General features: G+C 45.0%; 18 protein-coding genes, 1 rRNA gene and 1 other RNA gene. 8 read left to right on the forward strand and 12 right to left on the reverse strand.

The annotated features are described in order from the left end of the window. Positions 1-7: 7 nt before the first annotated feature. Positions 8-511: a copper chaperone PCu(A)C gene (locus AC2UZJ_RS10655; protein ID WP_486950135.1), complete on the forward strand. Its 504-nt coding sequence runs from the start codon at positions 8-10 to the stop codon at positions 509-511. Here AC2UZJ_RS10655 and AC2UZJ_RS10660 read toward each other — a convergent pair. The 9 genes from AC2UZJ_RS10660 to AC2UZJ_RS10700 form a co-directional block, all read right to left on the reverse strand. After that, a complete protein-coding gene (locus tag AC2UZJ_RS10660; protein WP_486950136.1) occupies positions 489-1,268 on the reverse strand; it encodes an alpha/beta fold hydrolase in 780 nt (259 codons plus the stop codon). The two genes, AC2UZJ_RS10655 and AC2UZJ_RS10660, sit on opposite strands and share 23 nt — an antisense overlap. A gap of 98 nt (positions 1,269-1,366) precedes the next feature. Continuing rightward, on the reverse strand, positions 1,367-2,044 hold the full coding sequence (ybgF, locus tag AC2UZJ_RS10665; RefSeq protein ID WP_486950137.1) for a tol-pal system protein YbgF: 678 nt from the start codon (positions 2,042-2,044) through the stop codon (positions 1,367-1,369). A gap of 78 nt (positions 2,045-2,122) precedes the next feature. Next, positions 2,123-2,632 (reverse strand): peptidoglycan-associated lipoprotein Pal, encoded by a 510-nt coding sequence (gene pal, locus AC2UZJ_RS10670; RefSeq protein WP_486950138.1) that lies wholly within the window; start codon positions 2,630-2,632, stop codon positions 2,123-2,125. A 33-nt stretch (positions 2,633-2,665) separates the two neighbouring features. Further along, the gene (gene tolB, locus AC2UZJ_RS10675) at positions 2,666-3,982 is read right to left on the reverse strand and encodes a Tol-Pal system beta propeller repeat protein TolB (protein ID WP_486950139.1); all 1,317 of its coding nucleotides are present in this window, start codon (positions 3,980-3,982) and stop codon (positions 2,666-2,668) included. A gap of 16 nt (positions 3,983-3,998) precedes the next feature. Next, positions 3,999-5,051, reverse strand: a complete 1,053-nt coding sequence (tolA, locus tag AC2UZJ_RS10680) for a cell envelope integrity protein TolA (RefSeq protein ID WP_486950140.1) — start codon at positions 5,049-5,051, stop codon at positions 3,999-4,001. 14 nt (positions 5,052-5,065) lie between these two features. Beyond that, positions 5,066-5,500 carry an ExbD/TolR family protein gene (locus tag AC2UZJ_RS10685; protein ID WP_486950141.1) on the reverse strand — a complete coding sequence of 145 codons (435 nt, stop codon included), beginning with the start codon at positions 5,498-5,500 and terminating at the stop codon, positions 5,066-5,068. A 3-nt stretch (positions 5,501-5,503) separates the two neighbouring features. Then, on the reverse strand, positions 5,504-6,175 hold the full coding sequence (tolQ, locus tag AC2UZJ_RS10690) for a protein TolQ (protein WP_486950142.1): 672 nt from the start codon (positions 6,173-6,175) through the stop codon (positions 5,504-5,506). 2 nt (positions 6,176-6,177) lie between these two features. Further along, complete coding sequence (gene ybgC / locus AC2UZJ_RS10695) at positions 6,178-6,603, reverse strand: tol-pal system-associated acyl-CoA thioesterase (RefSeq protein WP_486950143.1); 426 nt, start codon at positions 6,601-6,603, stop codon at positions 6,178-6,180. A 12-nt stretch (positions 6,604-6,615) separates the two neighbouring features. After that, entirely contained in the window at positions 6,616-8,352 is a 1,737-nt protein-coding gene (locus AC2UZJ_RS10700) for a proline--tRNA ligase (RefSeq protein ID WP_486950144.1), read from the reverse strand. A 73-nt stretch (positions 8,353-8,425) separates the two neighbouring features. Here AC2UZJ_RS10700 and AC2UZJ_RS10705 point away from each other — a divergent pair, with 73 nt between their 5' ends. The 5 genes from AC2UZJ_RS10705 to AC2UZJ_RS10725 all read left to right on the forward strand — a co-directional run bounded on the left by AC2UZJ_RS10705 (position 8,426) and on the right by AC2UZJ_RS10725 (position 10,769). Beyond that, positions 8,426-8,986 (forward strand): RNA pyrophosphohydrolase, encoded by a 561-nt coding sequence (locus AC2UZJ_RS10705; RefSeq protein WP_486950145.1) that lies wholly within the window; start codon positions 8,426-8,428, stop codon positions 8,984-8,986. 116 nt (positions 8,987-9,102) lie between these two features. Continuing rightward, positions 9,103-9,534, forward strand: a complete 432-nt coding sequence (locus AC2UZJ_RS10710; protein WP_486950146.1) for a hypothetical protein — start codon at positions 9,103-9,105, stop codon at positions 9,532-9,534. Positions 9,535-9,537: 3 nt separating this feature from the next. Then, a complete protein-coding gene (locus AC2UZJ_RS10715) occupies positions 9,538-9,852 on the forward strand; it encodes a cell division protein ZapA (protein ID WP_486950147.1) in 315 nt (104 codons plus the stop codon). A gap of 12 nt (positions 9,853-9,864) precedes the next feature. Further along, positions 9,865-10,052: non-coding RNA, 6S RNA (ssrS, locus tag AC2UZJ_RS10720), on the forward strand. A 3-nt stretch (positions 10,053-10,055) separates the two neighbouring features. Next, positions 10,056-10,769: an SIMPL domain-containing protein gene (locus AC2UZJ_RS10725; RefSeq protein WP_486950148.1), complete on the forward strand. Its 714-nt coding sequence runs from the start codon at positions 10,056-10,058 to the stop codon at positions 10,767-10,769. Here the strand turns inward: AC2UZJ_RS10725 and lgt are convergent. Beyond that, the gene (lgt, locus tag AC2UZJ_RS10730; RefSeq protein WP_486950149.1) at positions 10,723-11,523 is read right to left on the reverse strand and encodes a prolipoprotein diacylglyceryl transferase; all 801 of its coding nucleotides are present in this window, start codon (positions 11,521-11,523) and stop codon (positions 10,723-10,725) included. The genes AC2UZJ_RS10725 and lgt overlap by 47 nt on opposite strands. Before the next feature lie 88 nt (positions 11,524-11,611). Here lgt and msrA point away from each other — a divergent pair, with 88 nt between their 5' ends. After that, positions 11,612-12,181: a peptide-methionine (S)-S-oxide reductase MsrA gene (gene msrA, locus AC2UZJ_RS10735; protein ID WP_486950150.1), complete on the forward strand. Its 570-nt coding sequence runs from the start codon at positions 11,612-11,614 to the stop codon at positions 12,179-12,181. Here msrA and AC2UZJ_RS10740 read toward each other — a convergent pair. Both AC2UZJ_RS10740 and AC2UZJ_RS10745 read right to left on the reverse strand, forming a co-directional pair. Continuing rightward, on the reverse strand, positions 12,135-13,088 hold the full coding sequence (locus AC2UZJ_RS10740) for a nucleoside recognition domain-containing protein (protein ID WP_486950151.1): 954 nt from the start codon (positions 13,086-13,088) through the stop codon (positions 12,135-12,137). The genes msrA and AC2UZJ_RS10740 overlap by 47 nt on opposite strands. 87 nt (positions 13,089-13,175) lie before the next feature. Next, positions 13,176-14,129 (reverse strand): RRXRR domain-containing protein, encoded by a 954-nt coding sequence (locus AC2UZJ_RS10745; protein ID WP_486950152.1) that lies wholly within the window; start codon positions 14,127-14,129, stop codon positions 13,176-13,178. Positions 14,130-15,113: 984 nt separating this feature from the next. Between AC2UZJ_RS10745 and AC2UZJ_RS10750 the strand changes: the two genes are divergently transcribed. Further along, positions 15,114-15,313: ribosomal RNA gene (locus AC2UZJ_RS10750) — 16S ribosomal RNA — on the forward strand; the annotation flags it as partial.

The raw sequence follows: 15,313 nt of genomic DNA on the forward strand, positions 1-15,313 counted from the left end.
TTAAATAATGCGAAAATTAACAACCCTAGCTTTAGTTGGTTTTTCTGCGGTAACGTTTACGGTATCCGCCCATGATCATGCGCATCATGATAGTAAAGATTATTCAGCGCTGTTTACTACAGCAGCTCCAGCTGAAGGTATCACGGTAGAACAGTGTTGGGTACGTTTATTACCTAACCATTTACCGTCAGCTGGTTATTTTGTTATACATAATAATAGCGAAGAGGCCGTGGAGGTTTTGGCAGCTGCTACACCAAGCTATGACGATGTCATGTTGCACGAAACTGTAGAAGAAGAGGGCATGACAAAAATGAAAATGGCAGATAGTCTTTTTGTGCCCGCTGGAGGTAGCTTGGATTTTACGCCCGGAGGTTTACACGCCATGTTTGAGCAGCCCACCGGCACATTGGAGATAGGCGATACTATGCAAATGGAATTGCTATTTAGCGGTGAGCAAAAGCTTAGCGTAAGTTGCAAAGTGAATGCTGCTAAAGCCCGTGCTTTTGATTAATAAACGTAGAAACAGCGTGGTTAAAGGCTTTGGGGTTTGCTAAATTCATGCCATGAGAGGCTTTATCTATAATCACGTGTTGAGCTTGTGGCAATGCCTTTAAAAGTCCTTGAGTGCTGCTTTGATAGCGCTCGGGGCTATTTGCACCGTTCATAAGTAGTACAGGGATATTTGTAAGTTGTTGTATTTGATTTTCTGTGACTGCAGGCAAGGTTTCTTGGCTTTGTGGAATCAGGGTGCTGGCATTATCTTGCACCATGGTTTTAAACCAACCTACCATTTGGTCCCATGTGCTAGTGCCACTAACCGTATCGATAAATAAGCCTAATCCTTTGTCGTCTTCACCCGCCATGAGCAATGTTGACGCTTCTTCAATAATAGCTAAAGGGGGAGTGGTTTGATTTATAGTAAAAGCAGCGTCAGCCAGAATCAAACCATCCGTGTTCGCGGTGTTTTTCCATGCATAATTGGCGGCAATTTGAGCCCCTCTAGAATGTCCCAGTACATAGAGTTTCTGATGGGGTTGGCGAAGGGCTTGAATTACATCATCTATAGCGGCTACGTGTGCCTCAAAATCAAAAGCAAAGGGTACTGAATATAAATCATCAGGCCAATAGCCAGGCAAACTCAGAGCTGCCACTTGGCAATCTGTATGCAATCTATTTAACTGCCAACGCCAATAACGTAAATCACATAAAGAACCATGCACTAAAACAAGCAAGTCACCTCTGCCACGATGAGTATAAGTCAGTTCCATGTCGCTACTGGTAGCAGGTGTAGTGTAGAGGGGCAGCTGTAGTAAATCGTTCAACACCGTAAGCAACTAATAAAATAATAGAAAAAGCGGTCTTACACTTACTGTAGAAGCTCTAAGCGGCTGCGCGCGGTATCTGCAGCAGTAGAGTCAGGGTACTCTGCCACAATGCGCTGCAAGGTGTTTTGTGCTGAGGCCAAATCATTCATTTCCACTTGGCTAGAGGCAATAACCATCAAAGCATCAGCGGCGTGGGTGGAGCTTGGATTACTACTCACAAAAGACTGTAGCTTCTGAATAGCGGCAGAGAAACGTTTAGCCGCATAGAGGCTGCTACCTTCATAGAAACGTACCTCTTCAATTTGGTTACTTTCAGGGTAAGCTTCTACAAAGGTTCCAAAACTACTAGCGGCTTCTTGATATTGGCCATTCCGATATAAATCCATGGCAGCGTCATAAGCAGCTTGCTCTTGCGGGTCACTAATCAGACTGGGTTCTTGTTGATCTTGTTGAAGTTTACTGCTTTGCCAATCTAGTTTTTCAACTTTGCCTCTAAGTTGCGCAATTTCTTGACGCATACTTTCTATTTGATCTGCTAGCAGTAAGCGAGCCTGTTGGTTTTGTTCGTTTATTTGGCGAACCTGTTGACGCAACTCAAGAATGGCACGTCTGGCTTCGTCGTCTGCAAAAGCATAAGAAGGTAGTGCTACTGCACTGAGTAACGCTGCACCACATAAAAGGGCCGATTTTCGGCGCCAAGACAAGCTAAATATGCTCATTTGTGAATCCTTGAAGAAGAAAACGCCGCAGCGCGTGAACGGTGCGGCGTTAATTATCATACCGTAATTAGATGAACATTAACGCTGGTAGTTAATATCTGCACGACGGTTTTCAGCATAATCGGCTTCGGTATTACCCATTGCTTTAGGGCGTTCTTTACCAAAACTGATGGCTTCAACTTGAGCAGCATTTACACCCATTAAATTCATCATCTGAGCTACAGCTTCAGAACGACGTTGGCCTAGTGCTAAGTTATATTCCGCGCCCCCACGTGCATCAGTATTACCTTCAATACGAATGGTTTGTTGCGGGTTATTACGCAAATAAGAGGAATGCATTTCCACGGTATTGCGATAAGGGTCTGCTACCACATAGCTATCGAAATCAAAGTACACAGAGCGCTCTTGGGCTAGAGGGCTTTGTGGATTGAATGGATCCATGATTACGCCAGTACTGCTGGAGTCTGTCATGCTACCGCTACCAGTGCCTGCACCAGAGGTGGATTCATCTAGTGGTACAGAACTACATGCGGCTAAAGCTAAAGCCAAAGATGCTACTGTAAAGCTTTTTAAAATGCGCGAGCTCATTAGCGTTCCTTTATAAAAGAGTCACACAGAAAGTTAGTTTGTAAATGGGCCCCATGTGGGCTCACGAACTTTTCCGTTTAATGGAGATAAGGTGTGACGGACACGTCCGTCAACGGATGTTACAGCTAATACGCTGTGTCCCCCTTGTACAGTGCTATATAAAACTTGCATACCATTTGGTGCAAAACTTGGTGATTGATCATCAGGTCCTGCAGTTAATAGTTGCTCGTTTCCGTTTTGCATATTTTGTAATGCCACACGGAAAGCACCGTTCTTGCGTGTTACATATACAAGACTATTACCATCGGGCGAAACCTTAGGTGAGATATTGTAACTGCCGTTGAAGGTTATGCGTGTCGCCTCACCACCATTTAAGCTAACTTCATAGATTTGGGGATTGCCACCACGATCACTTGTGAAAACCAAAGAACCACCATCTGGAGTATAGGTGGGTTCCGTATCTATTAGAGGTGAACGCATCACGCGACGTAAACCTGAACCATCAGCATTGATAGTGTAGATTTGTGAGATACCATCACGTGAAAGCACCACGGCTAATTGGTTTCCGCTGGGAGCCCAAGCTGGAGCACTGTTGTTACCTTTGAAGTTGGCAACAGGTTCGCGCTTGCCTGTAGCTAGGTCTTGCACATAGACTACGGGCTTGTCAGTTTCAAAGCTGACGTAAGCAATTTTTGAGCCATCTGGAGCCCAAGCAGGTGATATTATGGAGCTTTTAGAGCGTAACATTACTTGTGGGTTTTGGCCGTCAGCATCTGCTATTTGTAACTCATAACCGTTGCTTGTTTGCAACACATAGGCAATGCGAGTAGAAAATACACCACGTACCCCCGTAATTTTTTCATAAATACGATCGGCAATACGATGGGATAAGCGTCGTAATTCTTTTTCATTGCCTGCAAAAGCCATACCGTCTAGTTGAGTTTGATTAACGGTATCTAGTAAGCGATAGCTAATATTGTATTGGCCAGCACTTTGGCTAACTGAACCATAGGCCAGATAATCAGCACCACGATTACGCCAGTTCTCAGCATCAATGTTGCTGTCTGCATTCAGATTAGCACCGGTAGCATTAATGAGTTGAAATTGGCCTGAGCGACCTAAATCATCTCGAATTATTTCTGATATGGTGTCACCGGCCACATCGCCTGAGAAGTTAGCCACGGCAATGGGGTACTGCGTAGCACCTACACCTGAAATATCCACGCGTAATTGCGCTTGTACAGATTGGCTACACAGCATTAGCGTAGCAAAAGCGGCCGCCATAATGCCTGAGGCCCTAGAGGGCCGTTTGGCGTGTGTAGCCGCAGAGGTGGAAATAGTTGCTGTCATTAGGGCAATCTCCTGTTTAATCATACATACGGTACTCGCCATCAATATATGATGGGTAGCGGCCATTAGAGGGTTTAGGGAAAGGTGAGCATTTAGCTATACCTTTTTGGACCGCATCGTCAAAAAGTGCAATACCTGATGCACGGGTAATGCGCACATTACGCACCGTGCCATCAGCATTCAAATCCACACGGTATTTTAATGTGGGATTACTGCTACCACTACGGGGTGGCGTGTTATAGACCACGCGGGGTCTTACACAAGCTCGTACTTTGGCGCCATAGCCGTCATCGCCACCACTGCCGCCGGCTTGGTTGCGGTTGGCAGTACCCCCTGGGGCACCTGCTACTTGCTTACCCGCACCCGCCATGGCGGCACGGAAGGCATCTTCTTTGGCTTTTTTGTCGGCTTCCACCTTGGCAGCTGCAGCGGCTTTAGCTTTACGTTCCGCTTCGGCTTTTTCCTTAGCTTTGCGCTCGGCCTCGGCTTGTTCTTTAGCTTTACGTTCCGCTTCGGCTTTTTCCTTAGCTTTGCGCTCGGCCTCGGCTTGTTCTTTAGCTTTACGTTCCGCTTCGGCTTTTTCCTTAGCTTTGCGCTCGGCTTCAGCTTGCTCTTTGGCTTTACGTTCCGCTTCGGCTTTTTCCTTAGCTTTGCGCTCGGCCTCGGCTTTTTCTTTACGTGCCTTTTCCAGAGCGATGTCTGGGTCTTCGACTGCTTCAGGTTCTGGTACGGGCTCTGGCTTAGGAGCAGGGGCAGGCTCTGGTTCCGGCGCTGGTTCAGGTTCCGGCTCTGGTGTGGGCTCTACTACAGCTTCTGGCTCAGTTTCAGGCTCAGGTTCTGGTTCAGTGGCGGGAATGGGTTCATCCATGTTTTCTGCTGTTGCCATTTCACCCTCGGCCCAAAGTTCGATTTGTACCGGATTGGGTGACTTAGGAATAGAAATAAGCCCTAAAAGCAATATCAACAGTAGTGAAACGTGCAAAGCAATAGCATAGATTAAGCCCCGACGCTGCTCATATTGCTCGGGCGTCATCACAGCATTATTATTGTGACGGTTAAATATGCTCATGCTTGTTTTAACAACTAGTTATCCGCGTTTTGATTGACTAAAAAGCCTAAGCGGCTAAACCCTTGGCTACGTAATTGATCCATCACTTCCATCACAGAAGCGTAGGGCACCTCACCATCTGCGGCAATAACCACTGGGTTTTCATCTGTAGCCAGTGTTTTTACTTCATCGATTAAAGTCGCAGGATCAATAGTGTGAAACTGAGCGTCACCATCGCGTAAGCGAATAGACATCTGACCTTCTTTATCCATTTGTACCTCAATGGGTACTGCTGGCACCTCTGAAGCTTGGCCCACGGAAGGCAAGTCAATAAGGCCAGGAGTAATCATGGGGGCTGTCACCATAAAGATAACCAACAGCACCAACATGACATCAATATAAGGCACCACATTGATCTCGTTTTTTAATTTACGATTATTGCGTCTAGAATTACCGCGTAGCGAAGACATAGCCTACACCTGACGTTGCAAAATATTGAGAAACTCATCAACAAAGCTTTCAAATCGCGTTGCAATAAGGTCGACGTCATGAGTAAAACGATTATAGGCAACTACCGCAGGTATGGCTGCAAACAAACCGATTGCTGTAGCAATTAAGGCTTCAGCAATACCGGGAGCTACCGAAGCTAAGGTTGCAGATTGTGCCCCAGATAAACCAATAAAAGCGTGCATAATGCCCCAAACGGTACCCAGCAACCCTATATAAGGGCTAACGGAGCCAGCCGAAGCTAAGAAGTTTAGTCTGGACTCGAGCTGGTCTAGCTCGCGTTGAAAGGTAGCGCGCATGGCGCGTCGTGGCCCATCTAAAAGGGCATCTCCTTTTTGATTGCTTCTACGCGCTTTGATAAATTCCGCCATGCCAGATTCAAAAATTCTAGCCAAGGCACCATGCTCGTCACGATGTGTGGCGATGGTTTGTTGTAATAAAGTCAGGTCGCCCCCTGTCCAGAAATCATCCTCGAAGCGACGAGTTTGCGTAAGGGTGCGTTTTAAGGCGGCGCGTTTACTAAAAATATAGCTCCACGACACGATGGAAATTCCCACTAACAACAGCATAACGAGCTGTACAGGGATACTGGCCTCTAAGAGAAGGCGTATTAGCGATAGGTCGCTGCTTGCTTGCATGGTCAATCCTGAGCGTTTTCCAAAATTGATCGGAGATTTGGGGTTAATTTACTGGCCCGCATGGTATGTGCGTTTACACTCACTACCACAACGGTACTTTGGCATAATTTATTATCATTATGCCAAGCCTCTTGGTAAAAATGCACAGAGGCGCCACCTATATGAGTGATTCTGCTATGAATATCGAGTAAATCATCTAGTTTGGCAGATTTAATGTATTCAATCTCAGCTTTTTTCACTACAAACAGTTGTTGTTCTGTTTGTGACATATCTGACTGATTAATACCTAAACGGCGTAACCATTCAGTACGCGCTCTTTCGAAGTACTTAAGGTAGTTGGCATAAAATACGATGCCACCTGCATCTGTATCTTCATAATATACGCGAATTTGGTGTCTGTTAGCATTTTGACTTATTTCAGTTAGCATATGTTTGTAAAATTATAGCTTTTCAAGGGTTTGGCTTATATAGTTTGCGGCCTGTGTAGTAGCAATTTTTTCATTGTTACCGCTACGCCTACATTGAACCTCTATAGTATCTTCTTTAAGACCACGATCACCTACAGTAATACGCAGAGGGACGCCAATCAGCTCCCAGTCAGCAAACATAACTCCAGGGCGTATATCGCGATCATCTAAAATAACATCCACTCCTTGTGCTTTAAGCTGCTCATATAAAGCGGAGGCTGCTTGTTGTACTGCATCACTTTTTTTCCAGTTTAAGGCACAGATTACCACCTCGAAGGGCGCTAATGCACGGGGCCAGATAATTCCTTTATCATCGTGGTTTTGTTCTATGGCTGCAGCGGCAATGCGGCTCACTCCAATACCATAACAACCCATTTGGATTAAGGCAGGCTTGCCATCGGTGTCTAGATAAGTAGCGTTGAGTTTTTTGGAGTAAGTGTCACCTAAGAAAAATACATGTCCCACCTCAATACCGCGTTGTATAGCTAAATGGCCCTTGCCGGATGGGTCAGGATCCCCTGCCACCACATTACGTAGGTCTGCAACCTGTGGCTCAGTTACATCGCGGCCCCAATTTACCCCTGAGTAATGGAAACCTTCTTCATTAGCACCACAAATAAAATCACTCATATTGACAACGGTGCTGTCAGCAACAACTGTTACATTTTCATCAAGGCCTACCGGGCCTAAGTAACCAGGAACGCAGCCGAAATGCGTGAGGATTTCTTCCTCAGTAGCAGGGCGGTATTCGTTTTCAAAGCCAGGAAGCTTGCTGACTTTTACATCATTAAGTTCATGATCTCCGCGTACTAGTAATAACCAAATACGCGGGCTATCTGTTGCTTTTTTAGGCTCAGTTGCCAAGACCACGGCTTTGACTGTCTCGCTTAGTGGACGTTTTAACTGTTGGGCAACTAGTTCGCATTTCGTCGCATTGGGTGTAGCTATTTTTATTAACTCGCTTTGGGCTTGGGCACGCTCAGAGATTAAGCAAGGAGCAGTCGCTAATTCAATATTTGCTGCATAGGTAGACTCTGGGTTGTAGACAATTTCGTCTTCGCCTGTATCAGCAATAACTTGGAACTCGTGGCTGCGATCACCGCCTATAGCACCCGTGTCTGCCGCCACAGCACGAAAAGTTAAACCCAAGCGTTCAAAGATACGGGTGTAGGCGTTATACATAATGTCGTAGCTTTTTTGTGCGGAATCAGTGTCACGATCGAAAGAATAAGCATCCTTCATCGTGAACTCGCGGCCACGCATCAAACCAAAGCGTGGTCTACGCTCATCACGAAACTTAGTTTGTATATGATAGAAATTAACAGGTAGCTGGCGCCAGCTATGAATTTCATTACGCACAATGTCAGTGACGACTTCTTCGGAAGTGGGTTGTAGAACAAAATCACGCATATGCCTATCTTTGATGCGTAATAGTTCAGCGCCATACTCTTCCCAACGCCCTGTTTCTTGCCAGAGCTCAGCAGGCTGTACCACGGGCATGAGTAATTCTAAGGCGCCGGAATTATTCATTTCCTCACGAACAATATTTTCTATTTTACGTAAAATTTTTAAGCCCAAAGGCATATAGGTGTAAATTCCGCCGGCTACACGACGAATCATGCCGGCACGGGTCATAAGCTGATGGCTCGCAATTTCAGCTTCAGCAGGGGCTTCTTTAAGGGTGTTTATATGATAATGGCTTGCATGCATGGTAGGGAACTCAACTGGTACGTATAATCTAAGTAATTATATTTAAGTTTTTAAATTTTGAAGGAGGTGGCCTATGTTAGATCGAGAAGGCTACCGTCCAAATGTAGGCATAGTTCTTGTTAATCGCAAGAATAAGGTGTTTTGGGCTAAACGCATTAGGGAGCATGCATGGCAATTTCCCCAAGGCGGTATTCGGCAAGGTGAAAGCCCTGTACAGGCCATGTACAGAGAGCTTCACGAAGAGGTCGGATTGCTCCCCGAACATGTACACATTCTAGGACGGACACGCGATTGGTTACGTTACAATGTACCCAGTCATTTTGTAAGACGAGATGCACGCGGTCATTATAAAGGACAAAAACAAATTTGGTTTTTGTTGCGTATGATAGGCCGAGATACGGATGTTAGCCTAAGAGCATCAGCCTCACCTGAGTTTGATGCTTGGCGCTGGAGTGATTATTGGCTGCCTCTAGACTCGGTGATAGATTTTAAACGTGAAGTGTATTTTCAAGCGCTTAACGAGCTGTCTGCCCACCTGTCTAAACAACGTCAAGAGACGCGCTATCTAAGACAGCGCAGCTATGTTTCACCTCATCAACATCATAAAGGCATAAACCTAACATCTAATAACTAACTAGTTTAGTAAATCATAGCCCTATGTACACACATAGGGTTATGATAGATAAAATTTCTTGTTTGGTTTTTTGTTTCTTTTGTTTTATTTTTATTTTCAGCACTTACGATATGCCTATGTTGCAGGATCTTGACCAACTAGCCAACCGCATTAGTCGTTTGGTGTCTTACTCAGAACGTCTTAAAACAGAGCGTTCAGAGCTTTTGTCTAGAGTTAAGTTGCTCGAGCAAGAGCGCACAACTTTGCGTGATCAATTGAGCACGCAGCAAAACGAATATGTCTCTATGGCTGAGGTCGTCACGCGTCACCAGCAAGACATGGAGAATGCTAAACGCGTTGCTGAAGAGTCTCAAGAAGCCCTTTATGCAGAACTTATCCAGCAACAAGACGAGCTAAATCGTTTGAAAAAGAGTTTAGACCGCAGTGAGTCAAAAGCGTCAGTGTTAGAGCAGGCAGCTTCTCAGGCTCGTGAGCAGATTGACGGCTTACTGCAACGACTGCCTGGTGGCCAAAGTCAAGAGGCCCATAAAACCTACGCTCAGGAGTAATAGATGGAACGTTTAGAAATTACTTTATTAGGGCGTGAATATACCTTGGCTTGCCCGCCTTCTGAAAAAGCTAAATTGCTTGATGCTATAGATCTAGTTGATAAGCACATGGAACGCATTAAAGATGCTGGACGTACTAGCGGTAATGAGCGTATCGCTGTTATGGCTTCAATTCAGATTGCTGTCGAGCTTTTATCCATGAAGGCCCCTGATGGTCCAATGAGCAATGTTGCATTAGGGGATTTTAAGCGTAAAATAGAAGACATGCATAAACGGATGGATACCGTGCTTGGTCCTATAGAGCACTCCAAACGTTAAGTGCAAACTGTTAAGTCCCTGCCGTGTGCGAGAAGTGGCCATACATTCCTTGAACCAATGCTAATGGCATAGGTCGCCGGATTAACAAGCAGGCGTGTTCGCTACTTTGTTTAGTGAACCCAAAACTTGTTTGAAGGTAACCACTCTTGTGAACTCTCGGTTCCCAGGATGCCGGCCTAGACGCCACTGGCGGGGCAATTATTATGAAAATAAATAAACACTTACTATCTGCTGCACTGTTCTTGGCATTAAGTCCGAGCTTGGTGATGGCTCAAGACAAAAAAGACCCCGAACTTCCTGTGCTCAATTTAGATGCCCAAGCATATACTGAAGTAGATCAAGATACGGTTATTATTACGCTTCAAGCTTCCTATCAAAGCAGTGAGCAGAATGTAGTAACTAAAGAGCTATCTGAAACAGTAGCTGCCGTACTTCAAGAGATAAAAAAACAAGAAAAAGTTAAAGTAAGCAGTGGTAATTATTTTGTGCGCCCTCAACATAACAAAGAGGGTGTTGTCACAGCTTGGCAAGGGCAGTCACAATTATTATTAGAGTCTACTGATATGGTGGCAGCCTCAGAGTTAGCTGCTCAGTATCAGGATAAAATGCCCGTATCGAATGTTACTTTTACGGTTTCTAAAAAGGCACGGTACCAAGCTGAGCAGCAATTAATGGCTGATGTGGTAGAAGCGTTTAATCAGCGAGCTCAAACCATGGCTACTGCTTTGAATTATGGTCACTTTGAGATTAAAAATATACAATTAGGCGGTAGTGGGGCCATATATCGCAGTCCCAAAACGTATAATGAGAGTGCTTTTATGCGTTCAGTTGCTGCAGATGCTATTCCTATAGAGAGTGGTACTGAAGATATTACTCTGAGCTTAAACGGTGCCATTTATTTGCTCGATAAAAAATAACAGCACCTAATAGAATCATAGGTATAGAAAGTAGTTGCCCCATAGAAAGATGGGCCCATAGTAATCCTAAAAAAGCATCGGGCTCACGAGTAAATTCCACGATAAAACGAAAGAAGCCATAGCCCATTAAAAATAAACCACTAACTTGTCCTTGGGGGCGAGGCTTCGCTGAAAACAACCATAAAATAATAAATAAGCTAATTCCCTCTAAACCCATCTGGTATAGCTGTGAAGGGTGACGAGCTATACCATCCATTGCTTGCGGGAAGATCATGCCCCAAGGCATATCAGTGGCACGACCCCATAACTCTCCGTTAATGAAGTTTCCTAAACGACCTGCAGCTAACCCTAAAGGGATTAATGGCGCTAAAAAATCCCCTAAAGCAAAAAAGTGAATCTTCCTACGGTAACTAAACCAGCCTAATACTGCTAAAACACCTACTAAGCCACCATGAAAAGCCATTCCGCCTTCCCAGACATAAAGAATTTCTATCCAATGTTTGGGCTGCAGGTAGTGGCTAGGTTGGTAGAAAAACGCATAACCAAGACGGCCGCCTATCACTACTCCTAAAACGCAGTAAAAAATCAGATCCTCTAAACTTTTTCTATCTAAGGGCGATTGACCTTTTTTGATGCGGTAGTTACCCAAAAACCAAACTAAAGCAAAACCGATTAAATACATTAAGCCATACCAGTGTATGGCCAGTGGACCAAACTGTAAGGCAATGGGATCAAACTGCGGGTGTTCTAGCATAAAGAAGTCCTACCGTATAAGTACTAAGGTTATTAAATCAACAGATCGTAGATAATAGATAGTACACAAAAAAATAAGAGGAGTTTTTATGTCCGAAGCAGTTTTATTTGGTGGTGGTTGTTTTTGGTGCATAGAGCCTGCGCTGTCAGCCTTACGAGGTGTTAACTATGTGCGCGCTGGTTATAGTGGTGGCGTAACTCATTATCCCACATATGAGCAGGTGTCTAATCAAAATACCGGTCACATTGAGGTGGTAAAAGTACGCTATAACTCAGAAGTTATTAGTTTTAATACTTTACTGCAGGTTTTTTTCTCACTACATGATCCCACTACCTTAGATAGGCAGGGCAATGATGTAGGGCCACAATACGCGTCTGCTATTTTTTACACCACTTCTAAACAGTATCAGGAAGCTAAGACATACATAGAACGTTTAGAAAACAAGCTAAAAAAACCGGTGGTCACCAAGCTCATCACAGCTGAAGTTTTTTGGCCGGCTGAAGAAGAACACGTGGATTATTATTTAAAAGACCCGTTAGGGGCATATAGTTTGGCGGTAATCCAGCCAAAACTGCGTGAATTTTCTAAAGCTTATGACGCGATCATTAAAACTAATGATGAGATTGAATATGAGGAGGTTTCAAGACTTGCGCCATAATAGCCATTACTAATAGGGTGATTAATACTCTGCCTACGAGAATTACCCATAAATTAGCGCCTAGCGCCATAATTAGTAAGGTGTCTTCAATTAATGAATGCGAGAGGGAGAGCCAAGAGAGAGCAAGTAGACGGGTTTTAGCGTCAAAGTTCTTTTGTTTGGCTTCTTCTATAATTAAGGCGCCACCATAACTCAAACCAAGCAGCACACCTACAGTAGTAATTGGCGCAGCACGTTCATCTAAACCAGAGAGTCGCAGCATTGGGGTCATAAGTTTAGTGATGATCTTAGTTAATCCAATGCGCTCTAAAAGATCTAAGATAATAACCAAGCTTAATATAATAATAGCGGTCATTATTAACGTACGAAGTGTACCTGTAAGCCAAGGCCACCACGATGCCCAGAAGCCGCTGTTAGGATTTTCTATTTTTCCACTTAACCAGCTTAAATCCACCGGGGAGCCCAGCATATCAAAGCGGCTCAATATCCATGCCACTAAACCACCATAAACCATCGCTACGCTAATACGTAATGCTCCTGTAATTATTGCACTGGCTCCAGCGCGTTTGGCAATGGCTTGCTCTACTGGTAAGTTGTGTGCAAATAGCATCATGGCACCTAAGGCGCTTAGTTGCGCGGTGGTTAATTGTAAGTTGTCTGATGAGAGAGCACCTAAAGTCGCTATACCTCCATATATATTAGTAAATATAGAAGTTACCCATACAATTCCCGCCTCAGGAGGTAGATATAATAAGGCCATTACGGGTGCAATAATTGTAGCTACCCATTGCACTAAGCCGACTTGGTCTGCAAAATGCATGATGAACAAAATAGGTAGCATTATTTTAGTGATCGTTAAAAACATGCGTTTAGCGCGTTGCACTAGGGTGATGGCGTAGTGTTTCATCAAGATGTTGCGTGAGATACCCCGGACTGAAAGTCGGGGAGGGATAGCGCGTTGGCGTAAGCCAACCTGGTTCTCGCTTCTCCGTAGTTAATTGCTATCCGATCTAAGTGAATATCCGTAGCCATCGCTACGTTGAATAAGGGTGCAGTATCGATGGCTGATGCCTTGAACTAGTCCCTCTGCGGTTTGAATATTAAAGCTACCTGATGCCCTAACGGCAACGCGACCCATGTACGTCCCTACCTTCTTGCCTTTCGTGACGATCGCTTTCACCCTATCACCTGTCTGAAAGCCATGAATTCGTTTTTGCCGTGTTAAATAGCCTCGCGGGAAGCCAAAGCGGGTTAGGCGTGTGCGTTGATAACTACCGCGCCCAGTGGCCTTAATCGCTAACGTTGGCTTTTGCCATTGCTCTACGTTATCCACTTGGCCCACACATACGGCATCTAAGGCATGCGTCTTTGGAATACCTAGCTTTGAGCGATTGCACTTCGTTAAGCCGCCAGACCCAGTGCGTACAGACAACCCGGTTGCTTTGAGTGCGTTAAAGAGCTGCCATCGCGTGGCGTTAACGGCAGCGGCATCTCGTAAAGGGCGTTTTGCTTGGGCTTGAATTTTAGTTAAGCGTTTGGGGTCTTTTGCCAAGAACAGCGTGATGTCTTGCGCGGCCTTTTTTAGGTTACACGGTGCACACGCGAGCGTTAAATTGCTGACGCGATTCGAGCCGCCACGCATTTGAAACCCACGATGTATCAACTCGAACAGGTTTAGTACGTGCGCCGTAGCTGTTATCTCGCCCGTTTCCGCGTCAATGGTGTTGCTATTGCGAACCAACGCCAGCCCTGACGTTTTACTGCCAGGGTCAATCTTAAGCTCTAACGGTTGTAGTTCGCTTTGCGCCACCTCTCTATCAATCAAGCGAATCGTAAAGGGGATCAATCGATGCACCCTGGCTCGCCCTCGCGCCAATAGAAGTCGTGCTCGCTTCTCGGAACACGGCATCAACGGCGCTTGGCGTCTATCTACTACAAAAACAGCCATGGCTATTTTCTCCTACTGGTTGCCCTTACGGGCCTAGTGACGGAGGCTTACGCCTCGCTCCCCTCGACAAGGTTGATGTCCCGCTAGATGCCTAACGCACCCTGCGGTAGCCCGTTTCGTGCCTACCCGAGGCGTGTCTGCGGCTACTGCTTACAGCGCTTGGAACTGAGGAAGCATTCCAAGGTGTGTCTTGAACGTAACACCAACGTAGCGCTATAACAGCGCTGAGTCTGGTCAATCTAGGCAAGCACAGAGTGACTCTGGCAAGCCTCGCCTTTAGGGCGGGGTTATTGACTAGTTGTTCTCACGTCTGACTAAGCTAAGATCTAAGCATTCTAGCAGCGCTTTTTAACTATTTTTAAATAAAGCTTGCTAAAGAATTAATAAGGGTGCTATAGTTACTTTTCTTTGGCGCACAGCATAAGGGTTTACCCTAGGAAGGGAGCCCAGCAGTCAGCAGCCAAAAAGTTTTTAGAAGTAAAAAGTAAAGCTTGACAGGTTAAAGCAATATCAGTTATAGTTTTGATCTTTCGCGGTTAGGCAGTATCAGGCAGCGATAAGTTTTACGAAAGTTCAGGTTTTAAATAAAGATTGCAAAGTTTAAATGTTCAGTCTATACTTCAATACTTGGATTTAAAGTTATAAGCAATGTTGGTTATACAGCAGTTTACGTTTTGTTTCAATATTAATTGTTTTTAACAAACGCTTGACAGTCAGTAAGAAACACTTCATACTTATAATCTTCGCTAAACAAGCAGTATGTTTAGATTTAGCGACCAGCTCTTTAACAATTTAACAGCCAAATAAGTGTGGGCGCTTGGAATGCGTGGGTCGATATCCCTTCACGGGGGTACGCCAACAAGTTAAAATCAAGTGCTCGCATAAAGAAATATAGGTTTTTGCCTTGTGCAAATAACTGGATATTTCTTTGAGTACACTCCGTTTGATTCGTGTTTACACGGATTAAACAAAAAAACAGAGATTAAACTGAAGAGTTTGATCCTGGCTCAGATTGAACGCTAGCGGGATGCTTTACACATGCAAGTCGAACGGCAGCGACATCACCAATCCCCTCGGGGTGCGGCGATGGTCGGCGAGTGGCGGACGGGTGAGTAATGCATCGGAATGTGCCCAGCAGCGGGGGATAACTACTCGAAAGAGTGGCTAATACCGCATATACCCTA

Source organism: Paenalcaligenes sp. DL 309 (assembly GCF_057475285.1).

Bases quoted from the DNA above. Each gene is read 5' to 3' on its own strand.
- AC2UZJ_RS10655 (WP_486950135.1), top strand. From the start codon at position 8: ATGCGAAAATTAACAACCCTAGCTTTAGTTGGTTTTTCTGCGGTAACG.
- AC2UZJ_RS10660 (WP_486950136.1), bottom strand. From the start codon at position 1,268: ATGGAACTGACTTATACTCATCGTGGCAGAGGTGACTTGCTTGTTTTA.
- ybgF (WP_486950137.1), bottom strand. From the start codon at position 2,044: ATGAGCATATTTAGCTTGTCTTGGCGCCGAAAATCGGCCCTTTTATGT.
- pal (WP_486950138.1), bottom strand. From the start codon at position 2,632: ATGAGCTCGCGCATTTTAAAAAGCTTTACAGTAGCATCTTTGGCTTTA.
- tolB (WP_486950139.1), bottom strand. From the start codon at position 3,982: ATGACAGCAACTATTTCCACCTCTGCGGCTACACACGCCAAACGGCCC.
- tolA (WP_486950140.1), bottom strand. From the start codon at position 5,051: ATGAGCATATTTAACCGTCACAATAATAATGCTGTGATGACGCCCGAG.
- AC2UZJ_RS10685 (WP_486950141.1), bottom strand. From the start codon at position 5,500: ATGTCTTCGCTACGCGGTAATTCTAGACGCAATAATCGTAAATTAAAA.
- tolQ (WP_486950142.1), bottom strand. From the start codon at position 6,175: ATGCAAGCAAGCAGCGACCTATCGCTAATACGCCTTCTCTTAGAGGCC.
- ybgC (WP_486950143.1), bottom strand. From the start codon at position 6,603: ATGCTAACTGAAATAAGTCAAAATGCTAACAGACACCAAATTCGCGTA.
- AC2UZJ_RS10700 (WP_486950144.1), bottom strand. From the start codon at position 8,352: ATGCATGCAAGCCATTATCATATAAACACCCTTAAAGAAGCCCCTGCT.
- AC2UZJ_RS10705 (WP_486950145.1), top strand. From the start codon at position 8,426: ATGTTAGATCGAGAAGGCTACCGTCCAAATGTAGGCATAGTTCTTGTT.
- AC2UZJ_RS10710 (WP_486950146.1), top strand. From the start codon at position 9,103: ATGTTGCAGGATCTTGACCAACTAGCCAACCGCATTAGTCGTTTGGTG.
- AC2UZJ_RS10715 (WP_486950147.1), top strand. From the start codon at position 9,538: ATGGAACGTTTAGAAATTACTTTATTAGGGCGTGAATATACCTTGGCT.
- AC2UZJ_RS10725 (WP_486950148.1), top strand. From the start codon at position 10,056: ATGAAAATAAATAAACACTTACTATCTGCTGCACTGTTCTTGGCATTA.
- lgt (WP_486950149.1), bottom strand. From the start codon at position 11,523: ATGCTAGAACACCCGCAGTTTGATCCCATTGCCTTACAGTTTGGTCCA.
- msrA (WP_486950150.1), top strand. From the start codon at position 11,612: ATGTCCGAAGCAGTTTTATTTGGTGGTGGTTGTTTTTGGTGCATAGAG.
- AC2UZJ_RS10740 (WP_486950151.1), bottom strand. From the start codon at position 13,088: ATGAAACACTACGCCATCACCCTAGTGCAACGCGCTAAACGCATGTTT.
- AC2UZJ_RS10745 (WP_486950152.1), bottom strand. From the start codon at position 14,129: ATGGCTGTTTTTGTAGTAGATAGACGCCAAGCGCCGTTGATGCCGTGT.